Genomic DNA, 19,992 nt, shown 5'->3' with positions numbered 1-19,992 from the left:
GGCACCGCACCTCGCGGCACTGCGCGCGTTCCGCGCTTCGTCTCGGCTCCTCTTCGAGGACCTTGGAGGCCGAGCTGCCGGAAAGCCCGCTTACGCCCAGTAGGCAGGCTTCCCGGCGCCTTGCGAGGCGCTCGGCCTCCGAAAGAGAGATCAAAGAGCCGAGACGGAGCGAGCGCAGCGAGTGCAGTGGCACCAGACGCCGCGGGCCTCACCGGCAAGATCCGGAAGTCACGACCTGGCCGGCCCTCCGCACGCCACCTGCGGATTCCCCCGATCCGCCGGAACAGCCCCGTCCAAACTATTGACCGAGCGCTTGGCCAGTTTTAGTTTTCCGGTCAACCCCGCGTCGTGCGGGGCGAGTTGAAGAACCGAAAGGTCTCCTCATGAACCAGCACGCACCCGACCCGGCCCGAGCCGGGCGCCTGGACAGACGCGGATTCCTCGCCGTGGCCGGCCTCACCGCCGCCGGCGTCGCCCTCGCGGCGGCCGAGGGGCGGGCCGGAGCGGCCGCACCCCGTCCCGCCGCCGCGGGCGCCTTCCGCGTCCCGATCGAGGACGTCCGGCACACCCGGACCTGGATGGCCTGGCCCGACAGCAGCTCCATCTGGGGCAGCAAGCTCAGCGGCATCCAGTCCGACATCGCCCTCATCGCCCGGACCATCGCCAAGTACGAGCAGGTCTACCTCTGCGCCAACTCGGCCAGTGCCGCGCGGGCCCGCTCGCTGTGCGGCCCCACGGTCACGGTGCTCACGACCATCCCCGTGGACGACTGCTGGATGCGCGACAGCGGGCCGGTGTTCCGCACCAACGGCACCGGCGGTCTCGACGCGATCGGCCTGAACTTCAACGGCTGGGGCAAGAAGCAGACCCACTCCCGGGACGCCCTCGTCGCCGGCCGGGTCGCCGCCCACCTGGGGATCCCCTTCACCTCCGCCGCGTTGGTCGGCGAGGGCGGCGCGGTGGAACAGGACGGCGCCGGCACCCTCATGGCCACCCGCAGCAGCCTGGTGAACCGCAACCGCAACCCCTCCCTGTCACAGGCCCAGATCGAGGCCGCCCTCTGCACGGCCTACGGCGCCTCCAAGGTGATCTGGTTCGAGGGCGTCTACGGGCAGGACATCACCGACGACCACGTGGACGCCACCTCCCGCTTCCTCGCCCCCGGCCTCGGCATGGTCCAGATGCCCCTGGCCTCCGACAACGACGTCTACGCCAAGGACGCCCGGCTCCAGTACCAGGTGCTGTCCGCCGCCACCACGGCGGGCGGCACGCGGATGACCGTGGACAAGCTCCAGGGACCCGACTACTACAAGATCCGCTCCACCCACCCCGACTTCCTCGCCTCCTACGCCAACTACTACGTGTGCAACGGCGCCGTGATCAGCGGTCAGTTCGGCGACACCCGGGCCGACGCCGCCGCCAAGGCCACCCTGGCCCGCCTCTACCCGGGCCGGGTCGTCGAGCAGCTCGACATCGACCGGCTCGGCACCGGTGGTGGCGGCATCCACTGCGTCACCCAGCAGCAGCCCGTGCCGTAGCCGGACCGCGGCTCCCGGCTCGACCACCTGCTCGACCCAGGGCTCGGATCCGGGCTCGGAACGGGCTCGGTTCCCGGCTCCCGGCGGTGGTCCACGCCGCCGGGAGCCGGTCCGGAACCCGCCGAAACCCGGGTGCGGCCGATGATCGCGCCGTGCCAGGATGCCCGGGAGACGAGGTGGACACATGGACGCAGTGGACCGGTTCCGCGCCGCGGTGACCGCGTGGGCGGCCGGGGGAGCGGAGGCGTCGGCGGCAGAGGCCGAGGCCCGGCGCTCGGCCCCCGGCATACGACGGGCCGTCCTCGTGGAGGGACGCAGCGACCGGGCCGCCGTGGAGGCCCTGGCCGCCCGGCGCGGCCGTGACCTGGCGGCCGAGGGCGTGGCCGTGGTCCCGCTCGGCGGGGCCATGAGCATCGGGCACTTCCTCGACGTCTGCGGACCGCCCGGTCTCGACCTGCCCCTCGCGGGCCTGTGCGACCTCGCCGAGGAGGGGTACTTCCGCCGCCATCTGGAACGGGTCGGTCTCGGACCGGTGCCCGAGGACGGCGGTCTCGCCGCGCTGGGCTTCCACGTGTGCGCGGCGGACCTGGAGGACGAGCTGATCCGGGCCCTCGGACCGCACGCCGTCACCGAGGTCATCGGCGAACTCGGCGAGGCGCGCCCCTTCCGCACCTTCCGGGGGCAGCCCGCCCAGCGCGACCGTCCCGTGGAACGCCAGCTGCGCCGGTTCTTCGGCACCCACAGCGGCCGCAAGGAGCTCTACGCCGGCGCCCTGGTCGCCCGCCTCGGGCCCACGGACGTGCCCCGACCCCTGGCCCGGCTCATGGCCGCCCTCTGACGGGGCACCTCCGTGGGGCCGGGACGGGCCTCAGGCCGGCCGGCCCGCGAACAGTTCGAGGTGGGCGCAGTGCGGGCAGCGGAAGGCCTCGATCTCCCAGCGCGGCCGGCCCAGCCGCCGGGCGCCGCCCAGCGGCCCGCGTTCCAGGGCGCCCTGGATCCAGCGGGCGAACCCGCGCGAGTGCTGGCCGCTGTCCTCGATGAAGCCGGCTTCGAGCCCGGCGGCGCCGCAGCGCGAGCAACGGAAGGTGTCGTCCACGCCGCGAGTGTAGGCGGGGGCCCGCGGCCGCCCGATGGCCGGGGTCCCGCTCACGGAACTCCGTCCTCGCAGGTCAGGCGCCCGCGTCGGGGGCAGTGGGGCGGACCGGGTACGGGATGAAGGTGGTGCTGTTCTCGTCCACGGCGAGTTCGCGGCCCAGCGGCGGGACGGCCCGTTGCGGGCAGTCGAGGCGCTCGCAGAGCCGGCAGCCCATGCCGATCGGGGTGGCGGCCGCGGCGTTGTCCAGATCGAGGCCGTCGGAGTAGACCAGGCGAGAGGCGTGCCGGATCTCGCAGCCGAGGCCGATGGCGAAGGTCTTGCCCGGCTCTCCCCAACCGCCGCGGTGCCGGGTGACGGCACGGGCGGTCCACAGGTAGCGCTGCCCGTCGGGCATCGCGGCGACCTGGACGTGGATCCGACCCGGCGAGGCGAAGGACTCGTAGACGTTCCACAGCGGACAGGTGCCGCCGGAGCGGGAGAAGTGGAACCCGGTCGCGGACTGCCTCTTGGACATGTTGCCCGCCCGGTCGACGCGGACGAAGGAGAAGGGAACCCCGCGCAGCCTGGGGCGTTGCAGGGTGCTCAGTCGGTGGCAGACGGTCTCGTAGCCGACGCCGAAGCGGTCGGTGAGCCGCTCGATGTCGTAGCGGAACGCCTCGGCGGTGCGGTGGAAGGGCTCGTACGGCAGGATCAGCGCGGCGGCGTGGTAGTTGGCCACGCCGATGCGGGCCAGGCGGTGGGCGGGGGAGCCGGGGGCGAAGTCCTCCGCGGCCAGCCGGTCGATCTCGTCCCCGTACTCCAACAGGGCCAGTTGGGTGGCGGCCCGGAAGGCCCGCTGGCCTGGCCGGAGCCGGCCGGACAGGTGCAGCACCCGGGTGCCGGCGTCGAAGTGGTGCAGTCGGTCCGAGCCGGTGGCGAGCCGGATGCCGTGGCGCGCGGAGAGGCGATCCGCGAGGGTCCGCAGGACCTCGCCGGGGCGCAGACCGATCTCCCGGGACAGTTCCTCGGCGGCGAGGTCGGTCTCGTGCAGGTAGTTCCGGCGGCGGTAGAAGAATTCCCGGATCTCCTCGTGCGGCGACAGCGGTGTCGTCGGGGCGCCGGCGCGCCCGCCGTCGGCCTCCGCGAGCCGTTCCGCGAGGACGCGGCCGCGGCGCCCGAGGTCGAGCAGGACGGCGGCGACCGCGGGTAGCCTGTCGGCGAGTTCGGTGAGGTCGGCCGGGGAGACCCGGGCCTCGGTCAGCTCCGTCGCCAGGGCCTCGCGCAGGTCGGCCACGAGGCGGCCGGTCTCCTGCCCGGAGAAGAAGCCCGGGTCCACCCCGAAGGACTCGGTGAGCCGGAGCAGCACCGGCACGGTGAGCGGCCGCGAGTCGTGTTCCATCTGGTTGAGGTAGCTCGGGGAGATGGCCAGCAGTCGGGCCAGTTCGACCTGGCTCAGCCGGCGTTCCTCGCGGAGCCGGCGCAGCCGGGCCCCCGCGTACGTCCTGCCCATGCGTGTCCTGTTCCTGTTCGTCCGAGGGGTCCGTGCGGGCCGGACGCGGGCCAACCTCCTTACGGAGAATGCCTCTTGGCCCGGGGCTGCGCGGCCCGTACGATGCGACTGCCCGGCTCCGGCCGGGACACAACCGAATGGCTGTGCGCTCGGGGGAAGCCGGTGTGATTCCGGCGCTGACCTGCAACCGTGTGCGGCGCGATCCCGCGCCGCGAGTCGGGATGCCCGCCGCACGGCAGCATCCGCTTCCCCTGTCACGGTCTGCAGCGCGAAGCCCGGGTTCCGCCGGAACCGCCCCCGCGCGCGCCGACGCGCGTGCGTTCGGGGCGGGTCGGGCCGGTCGCGGGTTCCCGCCGGGGACCGACCGGTCAGAAAGGCCGTCCCGTGCTCCTGAGCCCCGTCCGCCGTGCCGCCGTCTCCACCGCCGCGCTCGGCCTCGCCGTCACCGGCCTCACCGCGTCCCCCGCGGTCGCCCACGCCGAGCCGGTGAACACCAACGCCGCCGTCAAGGTCGCCCTGACCGTGCAGGGCCCGGACGGGCTGCTGTTCAAGGGCCGGATCAGGACCAAGGGCCACGACGTGACCACCGCCACCGGCGGGACCCACAAGTGCGACGGCACCAACGGCGGCGCCCACGCCACGAAGGTGCCCACCCCGACCGCCGCCCTCGACGACGCCGCCCGCAAGAAGGGCTTCACCTGGGACGGCACCTGGTACGCCTCGTTCGACGACTTCTCCGTCGACACCATCAAGAACGTCAGCGGCGGCGGGTCCGCCTACTGGAGCATCGAGGTGAACGGCACCCCGACCCCGGTGGGCGGCTGCCAGTTCGAGCTGGAGGCGGGCGACCGGGTGTCCTTCACCTGGACCTCCTTCTAGTCGCGCGGGCGCGGGCGCGGGCGCGGTCGCGGCCACGGCCCGGCTCGCGGGCGGGGGCGTCCGGGCCCCCGCCCGCACCGGCTCAGGCGCCCCAGCGCAGGGCGATGGTGTCGCCCACGGTGATCACCTTGCCGCGGGTGGCCCCGGCGAAGGCGGACCCGTCCACGCTCACCTTCCAGGTGTTCGAGCCGCTGTTGGCCTTGCCGTTGACCGCGGTGACGGTCCCGGTGCCCGACGCGGGGGTGACGCTGGTGACGCAGCCGGCGGGGGCGGCCGCCGTGGTCGCCGCCGTCAGCACGTCCCCGAGGGTGGTGGTCGTCCCGGTCGGGGTGACGGACACCGCGCACACCTTCAGGTTGCCCGCGCCGTCGTCCACGCTCAGCGCCAGCTTGGTGGCCGTGCCCGCGGTGAACGAGGACTGGGCCACCCACTGCGGGGCTCCGGCCGTGACCGGGACCGGCGGGGCGGAGGTGAAGCCGCCGACCGCCACGGCCCGCAGCGCGTCGAGGGAGGCGTACGCGGACGGGGCGGTGTCGGCGGGCTTGTACTTGAACCCGCCCGCCGGGTTGTACTGGTTGGCCAGGAGGAAGTCGATCGGGGTCTTTCCGGCGACCGTGGTGAAGTCCGTGCCCTGGGCGTTGATCCCGCAGGCGTTCAGACCGGCGACGGCCCAGCCGTTGGAGCTGGTGTTCACCCCGTACATCGAGTTGAAGGCCCCGGAGCCCGAGACCAGCTTGCTCTTGAGGAAGTTCTTCGCCTGGACCACGTCCGCGTCGGTGGCGGGCACCCCGGAGGCGCACAGCGCGGCCAGACCGGCGCCCGTCATGTCGATGTCGCTCGCCGCGGCCAGTGCCGTCGGGTTGCCCTCCGCCTTGCCGTACTGCCAGCCGCCGTCGTTGTGCTGGTTGGCGCGGATCCGCGCCACCAGCGCGTCGGTGAGGGCCTGCGGCACGCGCGCGCCGCCGGCCTGGGTCTTCGCGCCGCCCAGGGCGAGGGCGGCGAACACGGTGCCGTTGAAGTTGGCGGACGGACCGAAGTAGCCGGGCTCGGCGGTCTGCCAGAAGGAGTACACGTGCGCGATCAGGTTGCGGGAGGCGGAGACCCGGGCCGGGTCGATGCCCGCCGCGTACGCGTTGAGCACCCCCCGCTCGTAGTCGGTGACCACCGGGGCGGCCGAGGGCCAGCCCGCCGTTCCCAGCAGGTTGCGGTAGACGGTGCGGGCGTTCTTCGTGGTGTCACCGCCCGGGTAGACGTCGACGACGGCCGTCCCGGCCGCCGCGAACGCGCTGAACGCCCACTCGTTGGACAGCCCCGAGCCCGCGTACGAACCATCGGCGGCCTGGAGGGACTTGAGGTACGTCACACCGTTCGTCTTCGACGTGGCGATCTGTGCCGGGGTCGAGGTGGCCGCCGAGGGCGTCACGGTGAGGACGGTCAGAGCGAGGGCGCCGAGGGCCGCGGGGGCCGCGAGCGTGAGCCGGCGAGGGGTACGGGAACGGATCATGGCCTGCTCCTGGAATCGGCGGACGCCGGCCGACCCGGGCCCCGGAGCGCGCCGCACGGCGACGGGACCGGGTTCGGGGCCGCCGTCCGGAACGCGTGGTACGGCTTCCTGGTGGTGCGTCACCACACGGGCATTCGGGCTCGGCGCGACCTTCGCGGCCGCTCCACACCGTTGCGCGTCAGCCCCGGATTCTCACCGGGTTCCCCCATGGGCGCCCCGGACGCTACCCCAGCGATCAAGGGTCCGCCAGGTGTCGGGGCGCGGGGCTCCTTCCCGGTGCCGTCGATGAGACGCAGCCCACCTTGACGGCCCCGACGGCTGCGTGTTCGATGTCCGCTGAACAGCACTCAGCCCCAGGGGAAGCCGGTCGAATTCCGGCGCTGACCCGCAACCGTAGGCCCGGCACCGTCCCGGGCGAGCCGGATCACCTGTGGCCGTGTCACCGAACGAAGAACGCCGTCGCGGACTACGGCGTGGTCGCCCCCCGCCCCCTGCGGCCCGCCCGCACGGGGCGCATCGCCACGCACCCGTACGTCCCCCCGGCACGGACGAGGGGACTGCGGGTGGAGAGCCGACAGCGGCCGCACGGGCACGAGGGCACGGGACCGGTACGCCGCCTGGTCACGTTGACGGCTGTCCTGGCCCTGCTCGGCGGGGCGGCCGTCGCGCTTGTCACCCCCGCCGGGGCCGACCCCCTCAAGAAGTGCACCGCCACCACCGGCGCCGTCGTCGCCGTCGACTTCGGCCCCTTCGGCGGGAAGGTCGAGCGGGGCTGCGACGCCACCCCCACCACCGGCTACGAACTCCTCCACGAGGGCGGGTTCACCACCGAGGGCACCGTCCACGACGGCCCCGGGTTCATCTGCCGGATCGGCCTCGCCACCTTCGACTCCGGGAAGCGGTACCCGACCCCGCGGACGGAAGCCTGCCGGCTGACCCCGCCCGCCTCCGCCTACTGGTCGTACTGGACCGCCGCGCCCGGCGCGAAGAAGTGGACGTACAGCCCCCTCGGCGCCATGGCCCGCACCCCGAAGCACGGCGACGTGGACGCCTGGGTGTACGGGGCCACCGACATCGGCGGCACCAACGGGCAGCCGAAGTTCACCCCCGACCAGGTCCGCGCGGGCGGCGGGGCCTCCCCGAAGCCGAGGCCCAGCCAGAGCCCCGGGCCCACCGTGCCGCCCGGCTCCGTGGACCTGCCCGCCGCCACCCGCTGGCTGGGCACGCAGCTCACCGACGGCGAACGGGTCGTCGATCCGGCCGGCGGCGGCCCGGTCCACCTGCTCACCGCCGAGGCCGCCCTCGCCCTCGCCGCCGTCGACCACAAGAGCCCGGCCGCCGCGAAGGTCGCCCGCTTCCTGGCCCGGCCCGAGCAGACCGACGCCTACGCCTACCCGGCCGGGAAGACCGCCGCACCCGAACCCGCGGCCGCCGCCCGGCTCGCCCTGGTGGCCCGCGCCACCGGTGCCGACCCCCGCAGGACCGGCGGCCACGACCTCCTCGGCGATCTGGCGGCGAGCGTCTGCCCCAGCGGATCCGAGGCCCCGCAGCCCCTGCCCGGCTGCACCGTCCGGGGCGATTTCCCCACCACCTCCGGGCAGGCCGACGGCCAGGCCCTGGCGGTGATCGCCCTGCTCGGCGGCGGGATCACCCCGCCCGCCCCCGCCGTCACCCGCCTCACCGACCTCCAGTGCGAGGACGGCGGGTTCACCAGCATGCTCATCCGCCGCGGCGACTGGTGCGGCAGCGAGCCCGGGGCCACCGGCCTCATCGCCCTCGCCCTGAAGAAGGCGGGCGGCCACGCCGCGGAGGTCCGGGCCGCCGGCGCGTACCTGAACAAGGCCCAACTCTCCGACGGCGGATTCCCCGCCGCCTCCTACACCACCACCGGCAGCCCCTTCGCCACCGGATTCGCCGCCCAGGCCCTCCGTGCCCTGGGCGAACGCGGCCGGGCCGACGCCGCCGTCGCCTGGCTCTCCCGGCAGCAACTGCCCGGCGGCGCCTTCCCCTTCGAGGCCGGCTCCACCGACCCGCTGCTGTACGCCACGTCGCCCGCCGTCATCGCGGGCGCCGGCACCGACCTGGTGGCCCTCGCCGGCCCGCGGCCCGACCCGAAGCCGAGCCCCACCCCGAGCCTCACCCCGAAGCCCACGCCCACGGCCCCGCAGAAGCCCACCCCGACGCCCACCCTCGCCCCGCTGCCCGGCCCGGACCCGAAGAGGGGATCGGCCTACCTCACGCAGCGCTCCCGCCTCCTCCAGGGCCGCTACTACGAGGGCACCCCCGGCACCGGCTTCGCCGACTTCGGGCTGACCATCGACGGGGCCTACGCCCTGGCCGCGACCGGCGCCGACGACAACGCCCTGCGCGGCATCGTGGACTTCCTCGACGGGCGAGGCAAGGACGGCACCGGCCGCACCGTCAACGACTGGACGGCCATCGGCACCCGCTACGCCGGCGGCGGCTCCCTCGGCAAGACGGCCCTGCTCGCCCAGGCCGTGGGCCGCGACCCCCGCAAGTTCGCCGGGAAGGACCTCATCGCCGCCCTCGGCAAGGCCGTCTGCACGGCGAAGTCCCCCGCCCCCGACCGGACCTGCACCGCCAAGGGCGCCTACACCAACGCCCCGTCCGTCTTCTCCCAGTCCCTGGCCGTCATGGCCCAGCTGCGGGCCGGCGAGACCCGGGCCGCCGCCGCGCCGGCCGCCTACCTGAGGAGCCTCCAGAAGCGCTCGGGCGCCTGGCCCAGCATGGTCGCCGAGCCGAGCAAGGAAGAGGTGGACTCCACCGCCATCGCCGCCATGGCCCTCGACCTGCTGCCCGACAAGAAGTCGCGGGCCGCCGTGGACAAGGCCCTGGCCTGGCTGGCGAAGCAGCAGAAGGCCGACGGGGGCTTCCCCGGGGCCGCCGGCAACTCCGTCAACTCCGCCGCCCTCGCCGTCCAGGGACTCTCCCTCGACCCGGTCGCCCACCGGCCCCGCATCGCCAAGGCCCTGAAGTTCCTCCGCTCCCAGCAGAACGCCGACGGCGGCTTCACCATCGCCAAGGGCCGGCCCGGCTCCGACCTGCGGGCCTCCGCCCAGGCCGTGAGCGGCGCCACCGGGATCTCCTTCGCCCGGCTCCGGCGCAGCCTGGCGGGCACCACCGCCCCGCCCCCCACCGCGGGCACCACCGCCTCGCCCTCCGCCTCCACCCCGACGATCATCACCCCGGGCGGGACCGGCGGCACCGGCGGCGGCCTGGCCTCCACCGGGGCCCGGGTCGGGGCCGTGGGCGGCGCCGCCGTGCTGCTCACCCTGCTCGGCTGCGCCTTCGTCCGCTCGGCCCGCACCCGCCGCACCCCCGGGGCCCATCGGTGACCGGCCTCCGCCGGTCCGCAGCCCGGACCGCCGCCGCCTCCGTCCTCGTGACGGCCGCCGCCCTCGGGACGGCCCCCGCCGCCGGGGCCGCGCCCCAGCCCATCGGCCGCTGCACCACCACCTCCGGGGCGGTCCTCGCCGTGGACTTCGGACACTGGGGCGGCCCCGTGTACCGCTCCTGCGGCACCACCCCCACCACCGGATACGCCCTCCTCAACCAGGGCGGATGGCGCACCACCGGCACCGGGCACGACGGCCCCGCCTTCATCTGCCGGATCTCCTACAGCGGGCACAAGGGCGGCACCGCCTACCCCACCCCCGCCCAGGACGACTGCGTCCTCACCCCGCCCGCCTCCGCCTACTGGTCCTACTGGCACGCCGGCCCCGGCCGGAACACCTGGACCTACAGCCAACTCGGCGCCATGCTGCACGAGCCGAAGCCCGGCAGCGTGGAGCTGTGGACCTTCGGGGCCACGAACGTCGAGGGCACCGAGGGCCGGCCCACCATCAGCCCGGACCAGCTCCGCGCCCACAACACCGCGCCGATCGGCGACCCCACACCGACCCCGAAGGACACCCGGACGGCCGCACCCGTCCCGCCCGGCACGGGCACCGGATCGAAGCCCGTCCGCCCGAAGCCCACCCCGTCCGCCCCCGCCGCCACCCCCACCCCCTCTCCTTCGCCCACCGGGTCCTCCGCCCCGCCCTCGCCGAGCGCGGCGGCGACCCGCACCGGCCCGCCCGCCGCGGCGGCCCCCGGCGACGGCCCGAAGGTCGTGGACGCCGCCCCCGCCGCCGACACCTCCCGCGACACCGGCTCCGCCCTGCCGGCCCTCGCCACCGGAGCCCTGGTGCTGCTCATCGGCGGCGCCGCCGTCCTCGCGGCCAGGCGCCGCCGCACGGAGCGGTAGGTGGCGCGCACCCTCCCGGCGGCCCGGACCGGCCGGTCCGGGCCCGGCCCCGCGCCGGACCCGGGCGGCCGACGGCTGCCCCGCACCCTGCACCCCGTCGCCTGGTGGATCTGGGCCCTGGCCCTGGCCACCGCCGTCAGCCGGACCAACAACCCCCTGCTGCTCTTCCTCGTCCTCGCCGTCCTCGGATACGTGGTCACGGTCCGCCGCACCGAAGCCCCCTGGGCCCGCGGATTCGTCCACTACCTCTGGCTGGCCCTCACGGTCGTCACCATCCGCGTGGTCTTCCGGGCCGTCTTCGCCAGCGGCACCACCCCCGACGACCACATCCTCTTCAGCCTCCCGCACCTCCCCACCCCCGACTGGTACGCCGGCATCCGGATCGGCGGCCCGGTCTCCCTGGAAGCCCTCCTCTCCGCCGCCACCGACGGGCTCCGCCTCGCCTGCATGCTCTGCTGCATCGGCGCCGCCAACACCCTCGCCAACCCCAAACGCGCCCTGCGGATCCTGCCCGGAGCCCTCTACGAACTGGGCGTCGCCGTCACCGTCTCCCTCAGCGTGGCCCCCCAACTGGTCCAGAGCGTGCAGCGCGTGCACCGGGCCCGACGGCTGCGTGCCGGACGAGCCAAGGGCCTGCGGGCCCTGCGCGGGATCGTCGTACCCGTCCTCGAAGACGCCCTCGAACGCTCCCTCCGACTGGCCGCCGCCATGGACTCGCGCGGCTACGGCCGGGCCGGCACCGCCACCGCCCGCTCCCGCCGCACCACCGGCGCCCTCATGCTCCTCGGCATGTGCGGGATGTGCGCGGGGGCCTACGGACTCCTCGACGCCACCGCGCCCCGACCGCTGGGCCTGCCCGCGATGGCGGCGGGGGCCGCGCTGTGCGTGGCCGGGCTGCGGCTCGGCGGTCGGCGCGTCACCCGCACCAGCTACCGCCCGGACCCCTGGCTCCTGCCCGAATGGGCCGTCGCCGGATGCGGTCTGCTCTCGGCCGTCCTGCTCTTCGCCGGGGCCGGATTCGATCCGGCCGCGCTCAACCCGGCTTTCCACCCGCTCGGTTGGCCCGAACTGCCGCCGGTCCCGGCGGCCGCGATCCTTCTCGCCGGGGCCGCCGGATTCCTCGCCCCGCCCCCCACCGCCCGCCCCGCCGCCCACGTTCCCGCACCCCGCACCGAGGCCGCCACGTGATCACCTTCGAGCAGGTCACCCTCCAGTACGACGACACGGCCGCACCGGTCCTGCGGGACATCGACCTGACCGTGGAGGAAGGCGAACTCTGCCTGGTCGTCGGCCACACCGGCGTCGGGAAGTCCACCTTCCTCGGCGCCGTCAACGGCCTCGTGCCGCACTTCACCGGCGGCACCCTCACCGGCCGCGTCCTCGTCGACGGCCGCGACACCGCCCACCACCCGCCACGTGAACTCGCCGACGTGGTCGGCGTGGTCGGCCAGGACCCCCTGGACGGATTCGTCACCGACACCGTCGAAGAAGAACTCGCCTACACGATGGAGCAGTTGGCCGTCCCCACCGCCACCATGCGCAAGCGCGTGGAGGAGACCCTGGACCTCCTCGGCCTCGCCGACCTCCGCCACCGCGCCCTCCACGAACTCTCCGGCGGCCAGCAGCAACGCGTGGCCATCGGCTCCGTCCTCACCGCCCACCCCCGGATCCTCGTCCTCGACGAACCGACCTCCGCCCTGGACCCCACCGCCGCCGAGGAGGTCCTGGCGGCCGTCACCCGCCTCGTCCACGACCTCGGCGTGACCGTCCTGCTCGCCGAACACCGCCTGGAACGCGTGGTCCAGTACGCCGACCGCGTCATCCACCTCCCCGGCGGCGGCACCGTCCGCTCCGGCCCGCCCGCCGAGGTGCTCCGCACCGCGACCACCGCCCCGCCCCTGGTGGAACTGGGCCGCGCCGCCGGCTGGGACCCGCTGCCCCTCTCCGTCCGCGACGCCCGCCGCGCCGCCGCCCCGCTCCGCGCCCGACTGGCCGGGACCCGCCCCGCCCCGGCCCGCACGCCCCCCGCCCCGGACCGGCCCGTGCTCCTCACCGCCCGCGGGATCACCGTCACCCACGGGGGCGTGCCCGCCGTCCGCGCCGTGGACCTCGACCTCCGCGGCGGCGAGGTGACCGCGCTCATGGGCCGCAACGGTGCCGGGAAGTCCTCCCTGCTGTGGACCCTCCAGGGCTCGGGCGCCCGCAGCGCGGGCACCGTCCGCGTCACCGGCGCCGACCGCACCGACAGCGGCGGGGCCGAGGACCCGAAGGGTACCGGCCGCCGCGGCCGGGCCGCCCGCGCCGGGGGCACCGGGGTCGCCGACCCGCGCGAGCTGTCCGCGTCCGCCGCCCGCGCGCTCGTCGGACTCGTCCCGCAGACCCCCACCGACCTGCTCTACCTGGAGACGGTGGCCCAGGAGCTGGACCAGGCGGACCACGAGTCCGGGGCCGCCCCCGGCACCGCCCGCGCCCTCCTCGACCGGCTCACCCCCGGCATCCCCGCGACCACCCACCCCCGGGACCTGTCCGAGGGACAGAAGCTCGCCCTCGTCCTCGCCGTCCAACTCGCCGCCGCCCCCCGGGTCCTCCTCCTCGACGAACCCACCCGTGGACTGGACTACCGGGCCAAGGACCAGCTCGTCCGCATCACCGACGAACTGGCCGCCGGCGGCCGCGCCGTCGTCATCTCCACCCACGACGTCGAATTCGCCGCCCGTGCAGCCGACCGCACCGTCGTCATGGCCGAGGGGGACGTGGTCGCCGACGGACCCACCGCCGAAGTGATCGTCTCCTCCCCGGTGTTCGCCCCGCAGACCGCCAAGATCCTCGCCCCGCTGCCCTACCTCACCGTCGCCCAGGCCGCCGCCGCCCTCCGGACCGTCGAGACGCCCGGGGACATCGCCGGAGGGGACCCCGCCCCGTGACCGCCGCGCCCCCCGCCATCCGGATCGGCCCGCGCGCCGGCATCGTCATCGCCCTGGCCGCCCTCCTCGGCGTCCTCGCCTTCTTCTGGCCCTTCCTCGTCGCCCCCGGCACCTTCGGCTCGCACTACGCCCCGCCCCTGATCTTCGGGGTCCTGCTCGTCATCGTGCTCGCCGTCGTCGTCTCCGAGATCGCCGAGGGCGGCATCAACTCCAAGGCCCTCGCCATGCTGGGCGTGCTCTCCGCCGTCAACGCCGCCCTGCGCCCGCTCGGCGCCGGCACCGCGGGCATCGAGACCGTCTTCTTCCTGCTGGTCCTCGCGGGCCGCGTGTACGGTCCGGGCTTCGGCTTCACCCTCGGCTGCACCTCCCTCTTCGCCTCCGCCCTCATCACCGGCGGGGTCGGCCCCTGGATGCCGTACCAGATGTTCGGCTGCGCCTTCGTGGGCATGCTGGCCGGACTCCTGCCCCGGGCCGGCGGACACCGCGAGATTTTCATGCTGGCCGGGTACGGATCCCTCTCCGGCTACCTCTTCGGCTTCCTCCTCAACCTCTCCTTCTGGCCCTTCTCCGTGGACCCGGGCAGCTCGATCGCCTACCTGCCCGGACTGCCCTTCACCGAGCAGTTCCGTCGCTACCTCGCCTTCGACCTGGCCACCTCCCTCGGCTGGGACACCGGCCGGGCCGTCACCAACCTGGTCTGCCTGCTGCTGGCGGGCCCCGCCGTCCTCACCGTGCTGCGCCGGGCCGCCCGCAAGGCCCGCTTCCAGGCCCCGGTCCGCTTCGCCCGCCCGCCCACGGGGACCGCACCGCCCGCCGAACAGGCGCCCGGTCCCGGCTCCTGAACGGCCGGGTGCCGAGGGGAACGGCCGTCGGGGCAACACTTCCGCGGGGCGGAGGTCGTTAGGGATCGAGGGTCGTCCGGGGGGATCGAAGGGATCAGGTACATGCGGCAGTTTCCGCTGGAGTTGCACCACATCGAGCCCGGACGGGTGGTCGAGTGGCGATTGCGGACCACGACGGCCGGGGCCGCCCCGGGCGGCCCCGGCCGGAGGGCCTCCTTCAACCAGGACAAGCACTTCACCGTCGCCGAGGAGAGCCGCGGCGCCGCCGACCCGGTGGCCTCCTGGCTCGCCGTCACCTTCGAGGTCGCGGGGCCCCTCGACGAACGCGCCCTGAGCCTGGCCCTGCTGGCCTTCTCCCGCCGCCACGAGGTGCTGCGCTGCGAGTTCAGCAGGCTCGCCGGGGAGGTGTCCTGCGCCCCGCTGCCGGCCGCCGAACTGGCCCTGGACCGCGCGGAGGTCGGGGAGTTCGACAGCTCCGAGGAGCTGGTCGGCTTCCTCTCCGAGCGCTTCGAGCGCAGCATCGACACCCTCGCCTGGCCCCTGTTCACCATGGGCGCGGTGCTCCGTGGGGACTCCGCCACGGTCTACCTGGCCTTCGACCACATCGTCTGCGACGGCATGTCGATGCCGCTGGTGGTCGCCGAGGTGCAGCGGGACTACGAGGCGGTGCGCGGCGGCGGTTCCGCCTCGTCCGTACCGGCCCCGAGCTACCTGGACTTCGCGGAGGAGCAGCGGCGGCGGTACCTGGAGCTCGGCGCCGACGATCCCCGGCTGGACTACTGGAAGGAGTTCGTCGCGCGCGGCGACGGCGCCTTCTTCCCGCGGTTCCCGCTGGCCCTCGGTGTCGAGCCGGGCCGCATGTACCCGATCGTCAACGAGGCCTCGCTGCTGTTGGACGCGGCGGAGGCGGAGGTGTTCGAGAAGGCGTGCCTGGAGGTGGGAGGGAAGCCCTTCATGGGCGTGCTCGCCGCGGTGGCCGTCTGTCTGCGCGAGGCCGGCGGGCCCGGGGTGTACCGGGGGTTCATGCCGGTCAGCGAGCGGGGCCGGTCGGGCTGGGACCGTTCGGTGGGCTGGTTCGTGAACACCATGCCCATCGAGTTCGACGCCTCGCCCGGTCGGGATTTCGCGCAGGTGATGGCCTCCGTGCGGGAGGGGTTCGGGGAGATGATCCGGCACATCGACGTGCCCTTCGTGCGCGCCTGGGAGCTCCTCGCGCCGGTGGAGTTCGCGGCCCGCTCCTGGCCGTACCCGGTGAACTTCTTCTCCTACATCGACATGCGCAAGTGCCCGGGGGCCGAGCGGCACGAGGAGTGGCGGCCCACCACGCACGTGTGGTCGGCGCGGGCCAACGGCACCTGTTCCTGGTTCCAGCGGGACGCCGACGGACTGCACATGAACTCGATCCACGTGGACACCCCGGCGGCCCGCCGCACCATGGCCGACCACCAGGAGGCCCTGCGGGCCACGGTGCGGGAGATCGCCCGCCACGGCGGGCTGCGCCGCCCCGTCCGGCTGACGGCCCCGCACCGGTCCGCCCCGGCGGGGGCCACGACGGCCGGTCGGGGCTCCGCCGGCGGCCCGGTCCCCGGCATCCCGGCCCCGGCCGCCCCGAGGGACCCGATCGCCTCGGCTCCGGTTCCCTCCGGGCGGGGCCCGATCGGCTAACCGGTGATCCCGGCCCGGGTCAGGGCGGTCCACAGGCGGTCCCGGGTCACCGGGAGGGCGGTGAGGCGGACCCCGGTGGCGTCCCGGAGGGCGTTGGCCAGGGCCGGGCCCACCGGGTTGAAGGGGCTCTCGCTCATCGACTTGGCTCCCAGAGGGCCGATGGCGTCGGCGGTCTCCGTGAAGTGCACCTCGGTGCGGGGCACGTCGGCGAACTGGGGCAGTCGGTAGCGGCGGAAGGCGGCGGTGGTGACCTCGCCCCTGCCGTCGATCCGGACCTCCTCGAAGAGGGTGGCGCCCAGGGCCTGGGCCACCCCGCCCTCGACCTGGCCGCGGCACTGCATCGGGTTCATCACCTTGCCCGCGTCGGCGGCGTGCACGCTGCGCAGGATCCGGAACTCCCCGGTGCCCGGGTTCACGGCGACCCGGAACCACTGGGCGTTGAAGGCCACCGAGCGGGGGGAGCCGCCCCAGTGGCCGTCGGCGGACAGCTCCGCTTCCGCGCCCCGGGCGCGGGCCGCCTCGTGGAGCTCCTTGAGGGGCACGGTGCGGCCCGCGCAGTCGAATCCCTCGGGTCCGAGGACGCAGAGGTGGCGGGCGACGCCGGTGTGCCGGGCGGCGAAGGTCCTGAGGCGTTCCGCGAGGGAGCCGGCGGCGAGCAGGACGGCCTTGCCCGCGACCACGGTGCCGGCCGAGCCGAAGGCGCCGGTGTCGTGGCGGACCACGTCGGTGTCGGACTGGCGGATCCGGATCCGGTCCTGGGTGGTGTTCAGGGCCCCGGAGGTGATCTGGGCGTGCACGGTGGTGGTGCCGTTGCCGAACTCGGCGGTGCCGACGGCCACGTCGTAGCTGCCGTCCTCCAGCAGGCTGACCCGGGCGTCGGCGTAGTGGCCGCCGGGCGGGCCGGTGGCGATCATCGCCATGGCGGTGCCCTGCCCGGTGAGCCAGCCCTCCGGGACCTGTTCGGCGCTGGTGTCCTCGGCGAGGGCCCGGCGGACGGTGGCCAGGCACTGGTCGAGTCCGTAGGAGGCGATGTGCAGGTCCTCCTCCTCGCCGATGGGGCTGTGCATGGGTTCGCCGGGGCCGATGATGTTCCGTTCGCGCAGGACCAGCGGGTCCATGCCCAGACGGCGGGCGAGTTCGTCCATGGCCGATTCGACGGCGAAGGTGACCTGCCCGAGTCCGTAGCCGCGGAAGGCGCCGGCGGGCACGCAGTTGGTGTACACGGAGAAGGCGTCGACCTTCTTGTGCGGGGCGCGGTAGACGGCGAAGGACTCGCCGACGCTGTGGAACATGACGGCCGGACCGTGGTTGCCGTAGGCGCCGGTGTTGGAGACCACCCGCATCTGCACGGCGGTGAGGGTTCCGTCGGCACGGGCCCCGAGCTTGATCCTGATGGTGAAGGGGTGGCGGGTGGTGGCGCCGTGGAACTGCTCGGGGCGGGTGTACTCCAGCTTGACGGGACGGCGGAGCTTGAGCGCGGCGAGGACGACGATGTCCTCGGTGAGCATCTCCTGCTTGCCGCCGAATCCGCCGCCGACGCGTCCGGCGACCACCCGGACCTCGTCCTCGCCCAGTCCGTAGAGGGCGCACAGGGCGCGGCGGGTGAGGAAGGGGGTCTGGGTGGAGGAGCGGACCGTGAGGCGTTCCCCGGTGCCGTCCTCCTTGGGCTCGAAGTAGGCGACGCAGCCGTGGGTTTCGAGGCCGGCGTGTTGGACGCGTTGGGTGCGGAAGGTCTCCTCGTAGACGACGGCGGCCGCCGCGAAGCCCTCGGCCACGCTGCCGATCTCGCCGTGGACCTCGCCGGCGACGTTGTCCGCGGCCCGGGCGATCCGCGCGTCTGGTCCCTTGTCCCCGTGCAGGGCGGGGGCGCCCGGCCGCATGGCCTCCTCCGGGTCCGTGACGTAGGGGAGTTCCCGGTACACGACCGCGATGCGGCGGCAGCCCTCCTCGGCGGCCCCCTCGCTGTCGGCGACGACGGCGGCCACGCGCTGGCCGACGTAGCGGACCGTGTCGTCGAGGACGCGGGTGTCGTCGGGGTCCTCGGTGGGGTGCTCGTGGCGGGCGGAGGAGTACAGCACGTCGGGGGCGTCGTGGTGGGTGAGGACGGCGTGCACCCCGGGGACCCGGAGGGCCTCGGAGGTGTCGATGGACACGATGCGGGCGTGCGGGTGCGGGGAGCGCAGCAGCTTCATGTGGAGCAGTCCGGGGACCTCCACGTCGAAGGTGTAGCGGGCGGTGCCGGTGACCACCTGCGGGCCGGCGGGGGCGCCGGGGCTGCGGCCGACGGCCTGCCCCGCGCACGGCCGTTCGGTGTGCCGGACCCCGTGGACGGCGTCCTCGATGGCCCGGTACCCGGTGCAGCGGCAGATGTTGCCCTTGAAGGCCCGGGGCAGGTCGTCGAGTTTGCCGTCGTCGTGCTCGGTGCCCCGCTCGGCCTCCAGGGCCGCGGTGGTCATCAGGAACCCGGCGGTGCAGAATCCGCACTGGAAGCCCTGGGCGTCCAGGAACTTCTGCTGCACGGGGTGGAGTTCGCCGCCGGGGCGGGCCAGGCCCTCGACGGTGGTGACGGACCGGCCGTCGGCGCGGAAGGCCGGGTAGAGGCAGCTGTGCACGGGCTCGCCGTCCACGTGGACCGTACAGGCCCCGCAGTCGCCGGCGTCGCAGCCCTTCTTCACGCCGAACCAGCCCTGGTCGCGCAGGTAGGTGCGCAGGCACTGGCCGGGGCGGGGCTCGGCCTCGGAGGGCCGCTGGTTGATGTCGACGCGGAAGCTCATCGGGTACCGTCCTGGGTCAGTTCGCGGCGGATCTCCTCGCCGAGGCGCAGGGTCATGTGCCTGCGCCAGGCGGGCAGTCCGTGGATGTCGTCGAACCACTCGTCGTCGGCGACGGCGGAGCGGACGGCCCCCTCCAGTTCCGCGGCCCCGGGCGGCAGCGGGAACCAGAGGCGGAAGGGCCGGGTGGTGGCGGCGGTGACGGTCAGGCAGAAGGAGCCGTCCCGCGGGTCGAGGGTCCCGATGATCAGCGCGGCCGATCGGCCCAGTCCGTACAGGGAGGTCTGGCGGAAGGCGGTGCGGCGGGCGAGGGCGGCGGCGGGGAGCGTCACGGAGCGCAGCAGCTCGCCCTCGCGGAGGTCCTTGCGGCCCGCGCCGGTGACGAAGTCGGCCACGGGGAGCCGGCGGGTGGTGCCGTCCTGGGCCAGCAGCAGGCAGCTGCCGTCCAGGGCCGCCGTCAGGGAGATCATCGGGCCGGCGGGCAGGGCGTTGCACAGGTTCCCGCCGACGGTGGCCATGTTCCAGATCTTGAAGGAGGCGAGGAAGGCCCGGCAGCACTGTTCGAACAGCGGGGCCGCCCGATCCGGCGCCTTCCGCCCGTGGCGGGACAGTTGGGCGATGGTGCAGGTGGCGGCGATCTCCAGGGAGCCGTCGGGCAGGCGGGTCAGGGGCTCCCAGCCGGTACGGCCGAGGTCCACCAGGCGCCGGATGTGCGGCTGGGGCTCGGAGAACAGGTACGTGCCGCCGCCGAGCCAGGCGTCACCGGGCCGCCAGGGTTCGCGGCGACGCGCGTCCCGCGTCTCCAGCACTGTGTTGAGATCCATGACTTCCCACCCGTTCCCGAGGTCTCGTGCTTTCAGTGAAGCCGCTGGTCAGAGCGGAAACGACTGGAGTGCGGCACGGAAATCACGGGAGGGGCGGGGGCCGGTCCCTGGTCCCGCCCGCCGGCCCCGCGCCCCGCCACTAACCTGACGCCCCCGCACCCCGGCCCCACCGGCGCGCGCGACCCCCCAGCAC

14 protein-coding genes and 2 riboswitches are annotated in these 19,992 nt (G+C 74.6%); of the genes, 9 read left to right on the top strand and 5 right to left on the bottom strand.

The features are described from left to right. Positions 1 to 383 precede the first annotated feature (383 nt). Both ABTZ17_RS30065 and ABTZ17_RS30060 read left to right on the top strand, forming a co-directional pair. Positions 384 to 1,538: an agmatine deiminase family protein gene (locus tag ABTZ17_RS30065; RefSeq protein ID WP_352198918.1), complete on the top strand. Its 1,155-nt coding sequence runs from the start codon at positions 384 to 386 to the stop codon at positions 1,536 to 1,538. Between the two features lie 184 nt (positions 1,539 to 1,722). Then, positions 1,723 to 2,376, top strand: a complete 654-nt coding sequence (locus ABTZ17_RS30060; protein WP_352198917.1) for a TOPRIM nucleotidyl transferase/hydrolase domain-containing protein — start codon at positions 1,723 to 1,725, stop codon at positions 2,374 to 2,376. A 30-nt stretch (positions 2,377 to 2,406) separates the two neighbouring features. On the opposite strand, the gene ABTZ17_RS30055 is transcribed toward ABTZ17_RS30060, so the two are convergent. Next, complete coding sequence (locus tag ABTZ17_RS30055; protein WP_352198916.1) at positions 2,407 to 2,634, bottom strand: hypothetical protein; 228 nt, start codon at positions 2,632 to 2,634, stop codon at positions 2,407 to 2,409. Between the two features lie 73 nt (positions 2,635 to 2,707). Continuing rightward, positions 2,708 to 4,123: a short-chain fatty acyl-CoA regulator family protein gene (locus ABTZ17_RS30050; RefSeq protein WP_352198915.1), complete on the bottom strand. Its 1,416-nt coding sequence runs from the start codon at positions 4,121 to 4,123 to the stop codon at positions 2,708 to 2,710. Between the two features lie 129 nt (positions 4,124 to 4,252). Continuing rightward, positions 4,253 to 4,370, top strand: a riboswitch (cobalamin riboswitch). Between the two features lie 137 nt (positions 4,371 to 4,507). Here ABTZ17_RS30050 and ABTZ17_RS30045 point away from each other — a divergent pair. After that, positions 4,508 to 5,002 carry a DUF4430 domain-containing protein gene (locus ABTZ17_RS30045; protein ID WP_352198914.1) on the top strand — a complete coding sequence of 165 codons (495 nt, stop codon included), beginning with the start codon at positions 4,508 to 4,510 and terminating at the stop codon, positions 5,000 to 5,002. 82 nt (positions 5,003 to 5,084) lie between these two features. On the opposite strand, the gene ABTZ17_RS30040 is transcribed toward ABTZ17_RS30045, so the two are convergent. Then, positions 5,085 to 6,506 carry a prenyltransferase/squalene oxidase repeat-containing protein gene (locus tag ABTZ17_RS30040; protein WP_352198913.1) on the bottom strand — a complete coding sequence of 474 codons (1,422 nt, stop codon included), beginning with the start codon at positions 6,504 to 6,506 and terminating at the stop codon, positions 5,085 to 5,087. 108 nt (positions 6,507 to 6,614) lie between these two features. Beyond that, positions 6,615 to 6,745: riboswitch (cobalamin riboswitch) on the bottom strand. A gap of 324 nt (positions 6,746 to 7,069) precedes the next feature. Between ABTZ17_RS30040 and ABTZ17_RS30035 the strand changes: the two genes are divergently transcribed. From ABTZ17_RS30035 to ABTZ17_RS30010, 6 genes are all read left to right on the top strand, one after another. Next, positions 7,070 to 9,862 carry a prenyltransferase/squalene oxidase repeat-containing protein gene (locus ABTZ17_RS30035; protein WP_502994905.1) on the top strand — a complete coding sequence of 931 codons (2,793 nt, stop codon included), beginning with the start codon at positions 7,070 to 7,072 and terminating at the stop codon, positions 9,860 to 9,862. Further along, a complete protein-coding gene (locus ABTZ17_RS30030) occupies positions 9,859 to 10,773 on the top strand; it encodes a hypothetical protein (RefSeq protein WP_502994904.1) in 915 nt (304 codons plus the stop codon). Before ABTZ17_RS30035 ends, ABTZ17_RS30030 begins: the two co-directional genes overlap by 4 nt. Beyond that, the gene (locus ABTZ17_RS30025; protein WP_352198912.1) at positions 10,774 to 11,961 is read left to right on the top strand and encodes an energy-coupling factor transporter transmembrane component T; all 1,188 of its coding nucleotides are present in this window, start codon (positions 10,774 to 10,776) and stop codon (positions 11,959 to 11,961) included. Next, positions 11,958 to 13,697 (top strand): ABC transporter ATP-binding protein, encoded by a 1,740-nt coding sequence (locus ABTZ17_RS30020; protein WP_352198911.1) that lies wholly within the window; start codon positions 11,958 to 11,960, stop codon positions 13,695 to 13,697. Before ABTZ17_RS30025 ends, ABTZ17_RS30020 begins: the two co-directional genes overlap by 4 nt. Further along, on the top strand, positions 13,694 to 14,539 hold the full coding sequence (locus ABTZ17_RS30015) for an ECF transporter S component (protein ID WP_352198910.1): 846 nt from the start codon (positions 13,694 to 13,696) through the stop codon (positions 14,537 to 14,539). Before ABTZ17_RS30020 ends, ABTZ17_RS30015 begins: the two co-directional genes overlap by 4 nt. Positions 14,540 to 14,641: 102 nt before the next feature. Further along, entirely contained in the window at positions 14,642 to 16,204 is a 1,563-nt protein-coding gene (locus ABTZ17_RS30010; RefSeq protein ID WP_352198909.1) for a condensation domain-containing protein, read from the top strand. Here ABTZ17_RS30010 and ABTZ17_RS30005 read toward each other — a convergent pair. Together ABTZ17_RS30005 and ABTZ17_RS30000 are read right to left on the bottom strand one after the other, a co-directional pair. Next, positions 16,201 to 18,978: a molybdopterin-dependent oxidoreductase gene (locus ABTZ17_RS30005; protein ID WP_352198908.1), complete on the bottom strand. Its 2,778-nt coding sequence runs from the start codon at positions 18,976 to 18,978 to the stop codon at positions 16,201 to 16,203. The genes ABTZ17_RS30010 and ABTZ17_RS30005 overlap by 4 nt on opposite strands. Then, the gene (locus tag ABTZ17_RS30000; protein ID WP_352198907.1) at positions 18,975 to 19,799 is read right to left on the bottom strand and encodes an FAD binding domain-containing protein; all 825 of its coding nucleotides are present in this window, start codon (positions 19,797 to 19,799) and stop codon (positions 18,975 to 18,977) included. The genes ABTZ17_RS30005 and ABTZ17_RS30000 overlap by 4 nt, the downstream gene beginning before the upstream one ends. Between the last annotated feature and the right edge of the window lie 193 nt (positions 19,800 to 19,992).

This window comes from Streptomyces sp. NPDC097619, assembly GCF_040302735.1.
Classification (GTDB): Bacteria; Actinomycetota; Actinomycetes; order Streptomycetales; family Streptomycetaceae; genus Streptomyces.
This window is presented reverse-complemented; position numbering and strand designations above follow the sequence as displayed.